The following is a 14,480-nucleotide window of genomic DNA, read 5'->3' on the forward strand; positions in this document are numbered from 1 at the left end:
CTAGAAAGCACAACAAAAACAGCGCAAAGACTGGGATCTTTGCGCTGTTTTGTGGCTTGGGCGAGAGGAGGGGAGTTACTCGCCAGGCTCAAGCATGTCTTCGTGGTCGACGACTTTACCTTTCACCTTCATCCAGACTGCAGAGGCAACCAGCAGGGCGGTGATGATGCCGCCGATGGTGGAGACAGTCATAGGCAGCCCGAAACCAAGCTTACTGGAGTTCAGGATGAACGTCACAACTACGGTGGTCATGAAGGTTGCCGGAATGGTGCAGATCCAGTGCAGCTTGTTGTGACGCAGCAGGTAAGCAGCTGCAGTCCACAGCATCAGAGCAGCGGTCGCCTGGTTGGCAACGCCGAAGTAACGCCAGATCACACCGAAATCGACCTGAGTGAGAATAGCGCCGCCAACGAACAATGGCAGAGCCAGCATCAGGCGCTTAGGCAGCTTTGTCTGAGGCATGTTGAACAGTTCTGCAAGGATCAGACGGGCTGAACGGAAGGCGGTATCACCGGAAGTGATCGGCAGGACAATCACACCAAGTACGGCAAGGAAACCACCAAACGCACCCAGAAGTCCGTTAGAAGCCTCATACACGAGGTTTGCAGGGTTGCCGCCCATGCCTTCAGCAAGGCCTTCAACACCGCCGAAGAAGGAAAGCGCAATCGCACACCAGATGATCGCAATGACACCTTCACCAATCATGGCACCGTAGAACACAAAGCGACCGTTTTGCTCGTTCTCCATGCAACGCGCCATCAGTGGAGACTGAGTGGCGTGGAAGCCAGAGATTGCACCACAGGCAATGGTGATGAACAGAGCTGGCCACAGAGGCATGTCATTCGGGTTCAGGTTCTGGAAGAAGTCACCAGCTTCAACGCCCGGCAGCATGGAATGCTCGCTGGAAACCATCAGGGCAACAGTTAGGCCGATGGACATGAACAGCAGCAGTGCGCCGAAGAACGGATAGAAGCGACCAATGATCTTGTCGACTGGAACGATGGTTGCCACCAGATAGTAAGCGAAGATGCAAACCAGGAAGATGGTGACATCAAGACCAGTCAGGCGGCCCAGCAGGCCAGCAGGAGCGGAGACGAACACAACGCCAACAAGCAGCAACAGAACAATCGCGAAAATGTTCATGAAGTGCTTTGCACCGTTGCCGAGATACTTGCCGGCAAGGTTCGGGACGGACTGCCCTTTGTTGCGCACAGACAGCATGCCGGAGAAGTAATCGTGTACGGCACCTGCAAAGATACAGCCGCAAACGATCCAGAGCATTGCAGCCGGACCATAAAGTGCACCAAGGATCGGGCCAAAGATCGGGCCAACACCTGCAATGTTCAGCAGTTGAACCAGATAGACTTTCTTGGTGGACATAGGCACATAATCGACACCGTCAGTATGTGCGTGGGCAGGTGTCTGGCGAGATGGCTTAATCCCGAAAACCTTCTCGACAAACATGCCATAGATAAAATAGCCGCCAAACAGCAGGCCAATACTCAAGAGAAACCAGGACATCTTTCTTCCTCCACAAATCTCTGGGGGCGATTAGACTGGTTTCAAGGGCCAGGTGCTGAGGTTTCAGCTAAGCGGCTGCAGGGGCCGGGTGAGCGGCATTTAAGACAAATAAGCGGTTAACCGGAATGCAAAAGCTTCACACAAAATTGAACTGAAGCTTAAGCTAAGTGTATATACGCACTTATGAATATCCGAAATGTTGCTTCAGGCTCTTAAGGTATCGGCGTGAAACGGGGATCTTGGTTCCGCTGTGCGTCACCACTTCAGCTCCGGTCTCTTGTAGTACAATTTCTGAGATTGCATCCGGTGAGACAAGGTACTGGCGGTGACAACGAGCCAAAGAGGTACGCTGCTCCAACACTTTCAAAGTCAGATGGGTATGCACATAACACTCAGCAGTCGCCACATGGATGCCGGACAAGTCGCTGAAGACATACTCAACAGCATGAACCGGAACAACTTTGAGCTTGTTACCCAGATAGCAGGGTAGGTGCTGCAGCTCCTGCGGGATAATCTCTTCCATCAGCTGCGGGCGTAGATCAGAACGCACACGACTGAGTGTTTTGGCCAGCCGTTCTTCTTCGATGGGTTTCAGCAGATAATCAAAAGCATGATGCTCAAAGGCTTTGATTGCATACTCATCATAGGCCGTGGAGAAGACGATACGCGGCATCGTTTCCGGGTCCAGCATGCCAATCATTTCCATGCCGGAGATCCGTGGCATCTGGATGTCCAGAAACACCAGTTGCGGCCTGTGTTTGTTGATGAAACCGAGCGCATCAATGGCATTGCTGCATTCGCCCGTAACCTCAATGTCATCCGCTCTGGAAAGCAAATCTTTCAGCTCTTCGCGGGCATATGGTTCATCATCAACAATCAGACAGCTAATCATTGGGCCGCCTCCAGAACAGGTGCGGGAAGATGGATGGAAACCCGGGTAAATGCCTCTTCTTCCCATTCAATATGCAGGCCAAACTTCTCACCCCATTGCTTCTTCAGGCGTTTGTCGACCAATGTCACGCCCAGCCCTTCACGGTTTTTTGGGGGGATGTAAAGCCCGGCGTCGTCTTCCACCTGCAGTTCTACTTGCCCATCAACCAAAGCACCGCTTATGCGAACACTGCCACCTTCGACACTCTGAGAAATGCCATGCTTAATAGCGTTTTCCATAAGAGGCTGAAGAGTGAATGCCGGGATTTTGAGGGATAGCAGTTCGGTGGGAACGTCCACCTCAACTGCTAGCTTGTCAGGAAAGCGCGCTTTCTCAATCGCCAGATAAGCATCCACATGATCCAGCTCTTCGCCCAAAGTGACAAGGCCCGAGGTACGCTTCAGGTTGATGCGCAGAAACTTGGAGAGTTGCAACAGCAGCTCGCGTGCTTTCTCTGCGTCCCGTTTAGTGATGATCGCAATCGTGTTGAGCGTGTTGAATAGGAAGTGCGGGTTCACCTGTGCCTGCAAAAGCTTCAGCTCTGCACGGGTCAAAAGGCTCTGCTTCTCCTCCAGCTCACCATAAAGGATCTGGTTGGATAGCAACTTGGCGATCCCTTCGCCCAGTGTGCGGTTGATGTTGAGGAACAATTTGTTCTTTTGCTCATAGAGCTTGATTGTTCCAATCACTTCCGTATCGCTGTGCAGCGGGATAACAAGGCATGAGCCCAACTTACAGGTTGGTGAGAGGGAACAACCATAAGGCTCTTCAACCCCATCCGCATACATCACCTTGTTCTGTTCAATAGCATCCAGTGTAAGACGGGAGGATATCTCCGTTCCCGGTTTGTGATGGTCAGATCCAATCCCGATAAAGGCGAGCAGTTTGGTCCGGTCTGTAATGGCCACTGCACCCACATTAGTCTCGTCCTTGACGATCTGCGCAACTTTGCTGCCAGAAACTTCATTAAGTCCCTTTGCCAGTACGCCAACACAGCGCTCCGCAATCTTCAGTGCCTGGCTTGAAAACGCTGAGGACAGCTTGTCGAACATGGTCTTCTGATCACGCACAATGCTCATGAAGAAGGCCGCGCCAAGAGAGTTCACGAGCAACATAGGCGGAGCAATCTGCTCTACAAGCGCCAGAGCCTGATCAAACGGGCGTGCCACAATCAGGATGATCAGCATTTGTACGACTTCAGCCACAAAGGTGAGACCGAACACAAACATCGGACGGAACAACAAAGCGCGCTTGTTATGCGTGCGTAGATAAAAGGCTGTCATGCCGGCCAGTAAACCTTCTGAGGTTGTGGAGATGGCACAGGCAAGATCCGTAAATCCGCCAAATCCATAGCGATGCAAACCACCTGTGAGACCAATCAGAAAGCCCGTAACTGGCCCACCCAACAGGCCTCCCAAAACAGCGCCCATGGCGCGCGTGTTGGCAATGGCACCATCAACCTGCTCACCAAACGTTGTTGCAATCACGCAAAAACCGGAGAACACAAGATAGATAAGAATCTTGTGCGGCAGGCGAGGAGCGTCTTCAGTGAAGATCTTAAAAAGCGGCGTTTTGCTGACCATGTAAACGATCACCAAATACACACACATTTGCTGCAGCAGATGAAGAATAAGTGCCATTTGCGGGCTTTATTATTGTTTGTTGGATGCGCCCCGAAGTGTACCGCGAAGCCCTAAGATTTCAATCCATCTACCAAACCCAGCCCCTAAACGCACGAGTTTTCTAAAATTTTGATATATTTGAGGTATTTTACATACACCCCACCAACCCCACCCAAACGCGCGCAAATGTCGCGAGGAGGAGGGGAGTTGCTACCAACGCAATGCTATCGCAGATAAGCACTCTAATCTGAGGTGGTTGCTACTTGCCCTTGAAGCTCACGGTTGGTCCAATCAAGCTTTTGCAAGGTGGAGCAGAAAGCAACCAACCTGAAAAATAAATCAACCTCTCGTTTCCTAAGGCTGAGTACTGCTCAGTACAGTCTCGCCCATGAAAATTCAGTCCTGATACATACATGATCGACAAGTCGTAGAGAGTTTGCATATCTATACACGCTCAAATTGTGTGCTTGTTGCTTGCTTTTCTAAGAATTGATCTTGAGCTCTCCGCCGTGTGCTGGGAGATCTCTTGAAGTGTGAATGGGTATCTTATGACTCTGCAAAAACAGGTTGAGCACAAAGTTATTCCGTCCATGAACTGGGAGAACTGGCAGGAGAGTGTTCAGGGAGGTTCTGGAGATGTGGCTCTTCCTTCTTTAGGGGCTTTGGCGGAAAGATTCCGTGCCCACGTTAAAGGAACGCGCTTTGGCCCAGTCTTTATTGCTACGATTAGCGCCACTGCACATACATTTAGCAGGTCCCGACAGCGTGTTGCATTAGATGGTTTGGATGTATTGTTCGTGCAGGTTTACGAGCATACATCAGGGTGTACGACGACATCTGCTCAGCAAAACTTTAAGCTGAAGCCAGATACACTGATCATTCAGGACATGGCTGATTCATTTTCGGTCGAGCATGGTGAGTACCGACAAATCACTCTCGCTTTGCCACGACAGTTGCTGGTTCCGTATCTGATAGAGAACCGCACGTATCCGTTTCTCAGCGTCGATACGTCTGATCCAACTGCTGCAGCCGTTGTGAACATGCTGCGGTTGTTTAGGGATCAGGCAGAGCAGATGTCTAAGCAGGATGCTGATCTGATGATCAACTGTCTTGTTGGTTTGACGGCTAATGTGCTGAACCGTTTTCAGAATCCTGCAAGAGAAGTTAGTCAGAAAGATCTTTACACGGCGCGGCAACTCAAAGCTCTGGATGTGATCCGGCAGCGTTTTCACGAGGTAGACTTTTCCAGCACAGAGTTAGCGCAGCAGCTGAAAATGTCTCGCACTTCTCTTTATCGCTTGCTGGAGCCTATGGGCGGTTTCAATGATTGTGTGCGTGAACAGCGTATGAGACATGCAATCCGGCTTATAAGGACATCCAGCCAGGAAACACTCTCAGTTCAGGAGCTGGCTGAAGAATGTGGTTATGCGCATGCCACCAGCTTTACCCGCTTTTTCAAAGAGCATTTTGGTACTATTCCCAGCGAGGTGATGGGAGGATTATCTGCGCTTAAAGGTCATCATTTGCAATATAGCGAGAGTATCTTTGCGCAATGGCTTAACGCCTCATTTTTCTTCTGATTTTTGCGTCCTGGAGCCGAGAAACTCCATTTTTTCTTTTGTCGATTCGATACTTCTTAAAGAAGCTTCCCGTCATAATTTGAGTGATAACCTTGCCATTTGTTTCAACTCACAGCTTAGGCTAAGCCATTTGTTCCAGCCTCTTGCATCATGCTGAGATCTACGAAAAATCTGCCATGCACCGAGCAAGCACAAGCATGCATCAGAGTACTAACTGAGCCCGATATCTAGGCGCATATCTCTTCATGAGGGAGAGGGAACGTTGTCCGTTTTCTATGCATGAGTTGCCCAACTTTGGAGAAATTCTTGGAAAGTAATGTCCCGACGCCTCCAACAGAGTTGCGTTGAATAGCAATCATATCTTCGCGGCTTTTGAGTAGGATCCGTCCCAGCGAACGGTTGGATTCTCCACCCACTCTCATTTTGACTAGAACCTCAGGGATGTAAGCCAGTATAATCCCCCCCTGAACCAGGTAGCGCAGCATTGCATCATAATCTGCGGAAATGCGAAATCGCGTGTCATAGAGACCCCAGCGTTCAAACACCGAGCGTCTCAAGTAAACGGTGGGGTGAGGGGGCATCCATCCATATTTCAACCGTGCTTGGTCATAGTGGCCAGACTTCCAATATCGGATAACCTGATGTGGGTTAGAGGCAGATACATACTCCAGGTCTCCATAAACGCCGTCGATTTCGAGATCAGACATCGCATCAGCTACTTTCTCTAGGACACGATTGTGTGCGAACACATCATCAGAGTGCATCAAGCCAACAACATCGCTAGAGCTGCGGGAAATGCCGCGATTTATGGCATCATATATTCCTTTGTCACTCTCACTTCGCAAGCATGTGTGATCGTCTGCAAGACTGCGGACAATACTAAGTGTGCCATCCGTTGAACCTCCATCTTGAATAACATGCTCCCGATCACTCCATGTTTGAGCTTGCGTAGACAGGATGGCGTCAGCAATCGTTTCATGACGGTTGAGTACGGCAGTGATGATAGAAATCTTCATTGTGTGACCACCTGTAATCTTGGGCTTGTCGCAAGTTTATGTGTGGGAGTGAAATGCTGGATCCGATGTAAAATGAGTGCAACGCAGAGGAATGCATAGAAGTTACCGATGGAGAAAAGCCCGGATTCTGAGAGAAGAAAAATCAGCAAGATTGTCCAGAGACCGATGTTGAACAGGTCATATGTTTTTCGCAGGCCATAAAGCTGAAAGAAGGCGTAAATCAGGAGAGTGAGAACAATGCCGCCTTGTAGAATAAACGTTTCTAGGAATGCATTATCAACCCTGAACGCCCCGCGTGCCTCAGCGGATCTTTGATAGACAACTTCCAGATTGCCAATCGGCTCGCCCCAAACTCCAAAAAGGAAATCGCGAATGGGCGTTTCACTGAGATTGGTTTGCACGGCAAGCATCCACCAGGAGAAACGTCCGCTGGTCAGAAAGCTGAGGAGTTCCTCAGAAGATACGGATGCAATGAGTGCCCCGATAAAAGCAAAGATAAAAAAGACGGAGAGAAGCAAATAGATCGCCTGATCTTTTTTGACTCGTTCTGCAAATCTGAATGTCGCAAAGATAAGCAAAGCCAGTGAAAAGAGTCGTGTGTTGGTGAGTAAAATGCCAATGATGGAGCTCACCGTCATCACAAAGAAAACCATCCTTGTGCTTCTGGCCGCCAGCTGCCTTGGGTAGAGTGCAATAAAAACGATAACTAAGAACAGGGCCTGAGCCAGTTTGCCCGGATGTAAAAAACCGAAAGTCCAACGCGTTCTGCCATAAATGTTTGTTTGTAGTGGTAGATCATTGGCAACGTGGAAGAGGAAGAAAGCTATCAAAGAGAGAGACAAGGAAGCGATACCGAGAGCAATCAGCCTGTCTTTCTTCAGTCGCTCAGCGAGAACCGCAGCTGATAGAATAAAAGCAACAGGCTCCACGCTGGCGTAAAGCCCATACAATCTTACGTCTGCCCCACTGACATACTTTGTGAGCCATATTCCGACTGAGATCACCGAGGTAAACAGAAGCACACCAACAATTTTGGATATGCTGGTGTCTCTGAGACATGATGCATTAAACAACACGCTGATTGCTGCAAGCCAGATCAAAAGATGGCGCGATGATGAGATTAGGCTTTGCAACTCTCCAGTGATCAGCGGACTGTTTAATGAGATGCTGATGATCGGAAGGAACACCACTACAAGAACGGCCAAGCTTATGGCCTTAGGGCGTCTTATTTGCATGATTACTGATGCGATCTCTTTGAGAATGTGGACTTAAAGTTCAATACAATTGTTCTGGAACAGATCACTCCAGTGATTGAATTCACCAGCAAAATAGTGCCAGGTTCAAGGCAGTTGAGTTAAGCTGGTACCCAGCCTTGGTGCCGCTGTCTGACCCATTGCAAGGCTTGTATAGGTTGAAACCAACTGTTTGCGCTTGGCTGAGGGCGCCCCTCCACAGAGGGATCCACGAGTGCACGTGCTATTAACTCGCGCCCATCCTTCGTAATCCGATCACCAAACAGTTCCTGAGCAACACAATTGGCTTCGTTGAAGTCATGACCAGTTAATCCTGAGTGATATCGAGAACGTATTTGCCCATAGGAGAAAAGCTCTTTTGCTGCGATCAATAGCTGTTCGTGTAAAGGATCAGGCGTATCGAAGAGACCATGATTTTTTTTGCGTTCTCTTAAGATAACCGTTGTGCTCGCATATGTTAGCCACGCTTTGCTCATTGCTGAATAGAGATCGATGTGAAGCTCACGATCATGACAAGCAACGCGCGTTGCCCGAAAGTTAAACCGCTGCATGATCTCTATCTTGATGCCTGACGATACACTCGCTTTCATCTCTTCAACGACAACCGCATGAGCTCGTGTCAGATCTTCCGGAGCAACAAGAATATCGATGTCGTTCCCCCAACTTGACGGTAAGTTCTCATAGTTACGAAGCACAACAAAAACGACTGTCTTGCGAAGGGAACCAAGAATCTTTGCGAGGAGCGCAGGTGCGAGTATCTCGGCGTCTGACATCAAGGCTTTGATTGGGTTAATCTCCTGTTCTCCGCAGGGTACCGAAGAAACTCGATGAGCAGTGCATTCATCGGTAAAAGCGCAAACACACCAATCATTACATAGCTATGCCCTGTTAGGCCGGTGATGAGTAAGACTGGCATTACAACGATCAAAATCAGAAAGCTGTAGGTGTTTAATGACTTCGTGCTGTTGCTCACTCTCCAACTAACGAAAACTGGTCTCGTTAACGCGTGACAGAGAGAAGCAAGAAGCAGCAGAGGCACTAAAATCCAATACTCAGAAAAACGTCCGGCAAAGAGAAGCTCGGTGATTTCTCTCGCAAAAATAAACGAAAGCAGGAACAGCAAAATTGCCCCTGAGACTGCAACGAGAAGAATGTGCCTATGAAAGCTCATTCTCTGTCCGGATCGAGAAAACTCTGCAGAAAAATGATTGTCGAGCACCTGGCTGACCAAACCAATTGGATTAGTCGCAGAACGGATGGCTTGAAAAGCAGCAAGTCCTCCCCCGCCCAAACCTCTATCGACTAGAGAGACAACGATGAAGTTGGCGACAAATGAAACGACTGAGTTTCCGAAGGTTGCTAAATGCTTGAAGGTTGCTCGATCAGGTAGAACCCAAACAATTTTGTCCCGAAAACCTCGCAGCAGCCAAACATAGAATCCAACTGCAATCAGGCTGATACATGTTTGCAGAACAATCACATGTCCTGCATTCAGTTGCCAATATGAGAGTAGATAGAGCGCAGTAAAGAAGGATGTAAACCGAAAAAGGGTCACTGGCAAAGCAGCTAGAACACTGTGCAATCTAATGCAAAGCCAACGACCTACCTCATAGCAACATTGTCCAGCAAAGAAACTGACAGACAAAACCCAAAGCTGCAGACTGGCTTGATCTTTCAAACTATCAAAGGCGTAAGTAGTTAGAGGCGCCAGCAGTGCAAATCCTAAAAGCAAGATTACCAGCAACACTAGGGCAATCCCGATTTGCTTGGGTGTATCAGCTCCAGAAGCTGAGGATAACGGAAACAAGACCAGGCCAAAAAGAAAGAATGAGAAGCTCTGGTTGAGGGAGAATATCGCTGTGAAGATGCCCAATTCCTCGCCGCTCAACAAACGAGCAACACACAGAAAAAGGAGAAAATTGAAGCCAGAAGCAAAGATCTGCTCGGTAAGTGACAAAACAACACGAGAGGCATTCATAGCTTTAGCAATGCCCTCAAGCTTAGAACGGTCTGCTTTATCCCGCGTGTTGCGTCGACACTTGAAAAGTAACGGTAGCGGTGCATCCGTTTGGATATGCGAGCGTATTGTTGCTTAATCTCTACGTCCGTCAGTTCAGGCTTTTGTGCGTGAATGACGCTGGGATCACGCAGAGGAGTTGTAAGCAAATCTGGCTTTGGTCCAAAAGCTATAAATAAGAGAGGAATAATGCGTGGCAGATTGATGTATGCGCGTTGATATAAAAAGTCATGATAAGACCGCGCAAAAATGATGATCTCATTTCTGGGGCAGAACTTCAGATAGACATGCCCCAGCATATGATCCAGCCCATACCAACAAGCCAATAACGAGGCTCGGCTCACACTAAGTGGCTTCACCATACCTGCATTTCTTGTACCTTCGGGCTTCTGGCTGCGTGAGGTTCGGCCCAATATCGTGGAGATGGATGGGAGGATACCAAACGAGAAGTTTAATCGCTTTACGGAATGGCCCTCAATATCAAGGGTATGAGCCAACTGATCCGCGACAGTTGTCTTACCGCTTCCATCCGGTCCTAAAACAATGATGTATCGCGTGCGTGCCATTATAAGAGCTCGGTCTTTGCGGTTTTGGTAGCAGTTGGAACCGTGTTGGAACGGATCTCATCGAGCTTAATTGAGATCATCAGTTCATAAAAAGCTCTCAGTAACGCAAAGCGTAATCCCGGGAGCCCATCCAAAAAACCACCTCGCAGAATGTAAAGGTATAGAAATCCGAAGAAAGGCCGGAAGGGGAGGCTCATGTAGACCTGTTTTAGCCCTTTTCGTCGAAGTCCCGGATCACTTGAGAAAATCAATCTCATCAAAGGATTACTTGCACTACTGTTGTTTGGGGGCGCTTTGGTAAAAGCCTCTGCACTTGAGTATCTGTTGTGTCTCTCCAGCCAGTGGGAAAGCCCTTTTGCAAAAGGGTAATGCAGCAAATGCTCTTCAAGCCGGTCGGTTGGACGAGAACAGTGGTACTCCTCGTTGATCTCGCGTTCTACATGAACGAAATCAGCATGACATAGTCGACCAAACCACGTTGGGTAACCAGAGCTTCGACGAATCCAGCGCCCTCCAAACATATCCTTGCGTCTCAGATAGAACATGCCGACTGAAGCGGCTTTCTCAGCGAAATTCTCACGAAGCTCAGCGATGAGCTCTGAAGAAATTCGTTCATCTGCATCCAGGAAGAACACCCATTTGCAGCGGTGCCTCATGATTTTAAGGGCAAAGTTGCGTTGACTGGCGTAGCCCTCGAATATGTTTTGAACAAAGACAGCTCCTGCAGATTTTGCACGCTCTGAAGTCTGATCTGTGCTGTAGCTGTCCAGAACGATGACCTCCTCAAAGTCTGCCTTTGCAGAAGCGATTGCGCCTTCGACTGTGTCCTCTTCGTTTTTGGTCAGAATGACCACTGAAATCGGAAGCTTTTCAGATGCGGTGCAACTAGAGGTCATTGTAGATCTCCATCAACTTCGTGGCTGAAGTATCCCAGTCGAACATCAATGAACGGGCTTGCAAACGTTTCCGTTCCTGCTCAGCATTTGAACTGTGAAGACCTAACCGTAATACCCGGGATGCCTCACCTTCCAGAGATAGCTCGAAGGCATATTCTGTTTCACCGACTATCTCATCCAATGCTGAGCCACGTGCTGATAGAACCAGCGCACCGCAGCGGGCAGCTTCAGCAGCAGGGAGGCCAAACCCCTCATAAATAGATGGGATAAGTAGAGCCAGGCAGTTGCTATAAAGACGCCGCAGAACATCATTTGAGACGCTGGTGAGTTGTCGAACTGATTTGATTGAGAGACCACTGGCTTCAATTTCTGTCCATTCACTGGGAGAGAGCGGCCCTCCGCCAACCAGAATGAGTGGTGCGATCAGCCCTTGAGCTTTGGCTTCCTTCATGAAATGCAGCACATACGAGAAGTTTTTGCAAAAGCCTCGGGTGCCTACATACAAAAAGTAGTCCCGTGGATTAAAGGTGTTCTCGCCAACTTCAAAAGAGGTGATTAGTGGTTCGGGATAGAACTCTTCATCAACACCATTGTAGGTCACGTGAGCGCAGCCTGGATCTACAAATGGATACGCTTCCAATAAGTCCCGACGGGTCTGCTCAGAAACGACGACAATAGCATCTGCGCGATGACAGGCCTGTTTCTTTAGATAGGCTAAGGCCTTATCACGCAAGCTGGTCGGATACTTCTCATTCATGAAATCATGGATTGTAACAACATTAGCCCGCGCGTTTCGGGAGGTGCGGTAATAGCTTGAATGGAAGATATCGCAGTGTTGTTTTGAACGGGTCAATCGACGCTTTGTTGGTCCGCCATCTTCAGCCTGCTGCGGATGGGTCAATCGCAGACCTGAGCGGAAGAAGTTTTGGGAGGCTCTCTCACTCTCAAGAAAGGAGATGTTGAGATCTGAGGCATCAACACGCTCGATGGTTTTCGCCCAGTACTTAGAAATGCCACCAAAACGCTGAAGTTCGAAGATGATATTATCAAGCAGGATCATGTGTTTGCTTCAGTGCTCCGGTATCTCCAATTAAGGACTGTGCCAAATCGATTCCGTTGTAAGCGAGGTATGTGAGGGCTAATAGGGCAGCCTCGATGCCACCGCTCTTTTCTTTAAAATCCTCTAGAAATGCATGAGCTAGTGCAGCTCTGTTTAGCTTCTTCATTGACTTGAAACTGCGATGCCGTTGACCGAGCCATAATCCAACCTGATCCGTCAGTTCTGGGGCTTTGCTGTCATAGGCTTCCCAGTCGATCACCAGAAAATCTTCAAGATTTTTGGAAGGGCCGCGTGTGAAGATGTTTTCAGATCCCAGATCTCCATGTGCTGCTCCAACTGCAAATCGCTGCTCAGGAGAAACGTTATCAGCCAGGGCCTTGAGGGATGGTTCTGTGATCCGGCCAAACATTCGCTGCCAAAAAGACAACTCCTTTGCGGGTAACTCGGATAGTGTTTCTAGCTTTTTGATGGCCACTAGCACGTTCTGCGGAACAGGGAAGGTCTTGTCATAAATCTGAAAGTCTTTTGGAGCTGCGCTTACTTGAAGGAGGGCACCCTCATCCCATCTGGAAAATTTGAGGACTTCAGGTACCGAAAGGGCTGTGTTCTCGGCAATATCGCTTAGATGTTTTGCCTCTCGCTCCAATCCTTGAGACGACCGCTTACTTCGCGCCAGCTTAGTAACTGAAATCATTCGGTCTTCGGGTTCAAAATCAAAGATATAAACACGCTCATTCTGAAACATCTTGTGTAGAAGAAATGCTCGTGTCTGGCTCTTTTTCAAGGTTGGAAGCAGGTTGAGCTCAAAATCTGTAAGAAGCTTAAATCCTACTGGACGCAACCGCAGGCTGATCTGGTTAAGTGCGTTCAACAACCACAAAGCTCTACGTTTTGGCGAGTAGGTTGGATAGATCTGCCGCAATGCCAACAAGGCTTGCCAGCGGCTATCTGAAACGCAGTGAAAATCTAGAAGGGATGCCATCTCAGGCAGCTCTACTCCCGCAACGGATTAGGTCCCTTACAGGAACTGTGGCGCGTGCCGTTCTGCCAAGCATATCAAACAAGACACCAACGCGTGTTGTGTCCGGCAGTTTTTCTACTTCAACGATATAGTTTGCAAATGGTCCGGCAACGATACGAACCTTCTCTCCGACGACCAGATCATCAATCGGCAACAGCTCGCCTTTGCTGTCGCAACGAGCCTGCAACCCCTCGATAAGTGCTGCAGGAATTGGCGAAGGTAGCCCATTCCCGAACCCGACCAGTCGCGTCACGCCTTTGGTGTTGTTTACCGACTGCCATTTGCCACTGAGTGGATCAAAGTTGACGAACAGGTAACCGGAAAAAAGAGGCCGTAGACGCGCAGTTTTGCCTCTGGAAGGCTGCGAAGCTCCACCCGGTTGAAGGGGCATAAAGCAGCCGATACCTTGCCTAAGTAAATTGCGCAGCGCCATGTCAAATCCGTTGGGTTTCAGCTGAACAAGAAACCAATGATTGGGATCATTTTCGACAGTAGCAATCATGTCTACCTCAAGAGTGACTAGGGATGTTCGGCAAATTGGTGCATTGAAGTCGGTCGATCAGTTGAGTTGAAGGAACCATAAGTAGGTGTCCATCAACTGATGGAAGCTTCATTTTGGAGCCTGAAAAGCAACGGCTACCGCACCACCACTCAAATGTTGTGTGGCGTTGATTAGGTGATTTGCTGATAAACTATTGTCATGCAAGGGTTTTCACAATTGCATGGTGAGTCGATTAGAAACGTAATCTGAAAATAAATGCCAAGACAATCGTTGAAAAATCACTGTATCTAAAATGATAAACTGAAATATGGGTGGGAATAAAGGGAATAAGTAGAAATCTACTAGTTTGACCCTATCATTTCCGTTCCAGTTGTTCAGTCAAACCTTCAAGTATACAAGCTTGAACTCATTAAAATTCCAGTAAAAACAAGCAATGATGCCAATCATGATTTATGGCGTAGCCGTGCTTTTTCTCTGCTCTAGTAGATCTGAGCG

General features: G+C 48.6%; 13 protein-coding genes. 1 reads left to right on the top strand and 12 read right to left on the bottom strand.

Annotated elements, in window-relative coordinates; all coding sequences use genetic code 11:
- Positions 1–75: 75 nt before the first annotated feature.
- From PSE_RS05595 to PSE_RS05605, 3 genes are all read right to left on the bottom strand, one after another.
- Positions 76–1,521, bottom strand: a complete 1,446-nt coding sequence (locus PSE_RS05595) for a carbon starvation protein A (RefSeq protein WP_014283957.1) — start codon at positions 1,519–1,521, stop codon at positions 76–78.
- A 181-nt stretch (positions 1,522–1,702) separates the two neighbouring features.
- The gene (gene btsR, locus PSE_RS05600) at positions 1,703–2,413 is read right to left on the bottom strand and encodes a two-component system response regulator BtsR (protein WP_014283958.1); all 711 of its coding nucleotides are present in this window, start codon (positions 2,411–2,413) and stop codon (positions 1,703–1,705) included.
- Positions 2,410–4,092: a sensor histidine kinase gene (locus PSE_RS05605; RefSeq protein WP_014283959.1), complete on the bottom strand. Its 1,683-nt coding sequence runs from the start codon at positions 4,090–4,092 to the stop codon at positions 2,410–2,412. The genes btsR and PSE_RS05605 overlap by 4 nt, the downstream gene beginning before the upstream one ends.
- A gap of 572 nt (positions 4,093–4,664) precedes the next feature.
- Between PSE_RS05605 and PSE_RS05610 the strand changes: the two genes are divergently transcribed.
- Positions 4,665–5,654, top strand: coding sequence for an AraC family transcriptional regulator (locus PSE_RS05610; RefSeq protein ID WP_158309180.1), 990 nt, complete (start codon positions 4,665–4,667; stop codon positions 5,652–5,654).
- A gap of 227 nt (positions 5,655–5,881) precedes the next feature.
- Here the strand turns inward: PSE_RS05610 and PSE_RS05615 are convergent, their stop codons facing one another.
- The 9 genes from PSE_RS05615 to PSE_RS05655 form a co-directional block, all read right to left on the bottom strand.
- Positions 5,882–6,670 (bottom strand): glycosyltransferase family 2 protein, encoded by a 789-nt coding sequence (locus tag PSE_RS05615; RefSeq protein ID WP_014283961.1) that lies wholly within the window; start codon positions 6,668–6,670, stop codon positions 5,882–5,884.
- On the bottom strand, positions 6,667–7,875 hold the full coding sequence (locus PSE_RS05620; protein ID WP_041768019.1) for a hypothetical protein: 1,209 nt from the start codon (positions 7,873–7,875) through the stop codon (positions 6,667–6,669). Before PSE_RS05620 ends, PSE_RS05615 begins: the two co-directional genes overlap by 4 nt.
- Before the next feature lie 149 nt (positions 7,876–8,024).
- Positions 8,025–8,696, bottom strand: coding sequence for a hypothetical protein (locus PSE_RS05625; RefSeq protein WP_014283964.1), 672 nt, complete (start codon positions 8,694–8,696; stop codon positions 8,025–8,027).
- Positions 8,696–9,901, bottom strand: coding sequence for a hypothetical protein (locus tag PSE_RS05630; RefSeq protein ID WP_014283965.1), 1,206 nt, complete (start codon positions 9,899–9,901; stop codon positions 8,696–8,698). Before PSE_RS05630 ends, PSE_RS05625 begins: the two co-directional genes overlap by 1 nt.
- On the bottom strand, positions 9,898–10,506 hold the full coding sequence (locus tag PSE_RS05635; protein ID WP_014283966.1) for a hypothetical protein: 609 nt from the start codon (positions 10,504–10,506) through the stop codon (positions 9,898–9,900). Before PSE_RS05635 ends, PSE_RS05630 begins: the two co-directional genes overlap by 4 nt.
- Positions 10,506–11,402 (bottom strand): glycosyltransferase family 2 protein, encoded by an 897-nt coding sequence (locus PSE_RS05640; protein WP_014283967.1) that lies wholly within the window; start codon positions 11,400–11,402, stop codon positions 10,506–10,508. Before PSE_RS05640 ends, PSE_RS05635 begins: the two co-directional genes overlap by 1 nt.
- The gene (locus PSE_RS05645; RefSeq protein ID WP_014283968.1) at positions 11,392–12,462 is read right to left on the bottom strand and encodes a glycosyltransferase family 1 protein; all 1,071 of its coding nucleotides are present in this window, start codon (positions 12,460–12,462) and stop codon (positions 11,392–11,394) included. Before PSE_RS05645 ends, PSE_RS05640 begins: the two co-directional genes overlap by 11 nt.
- Complete coding sequence (locus tag PSE_RS05650) at positions 12,449–13,444, bottom strand: hypothetical protein (protein ID WP_014283969.1); 996 nt, start codon at positions 13,442–13,444, stop codon at positions 12,449–12,451. The genes PSE_RS05645 and PSE_RS05650 overlap by 14 nt, the downstream gene beginning before the upstream one ends.
- Position 13,445: 1 nt before the next feature.
- Positions 13,446–13,985 carry a transcription termination/antitermination protein NusG gene (locus tag PSE_RS05655; protein ID WP_014283970.1) on the bottom strand — a complete coding sequence of 180 codons (540 nt, stop codon included), beginning with the start codon at positions 13,983–13,985 and terminating at the stop codon, positions 13,446–13,448.
- Between the last annotated feature and the right edge of the window lie 495 nt (positions 13,986–14,480).

Origin of the sequence: Pseudovibrio sp. FO-BEG1, from assembly GCF_000236645.1 — a bacterium.
GTDB lineage: Bacteria > Pseudomonadota > Alphaproteobacteria > Rhizobiales > Stappiaceae > Pseudovibrio.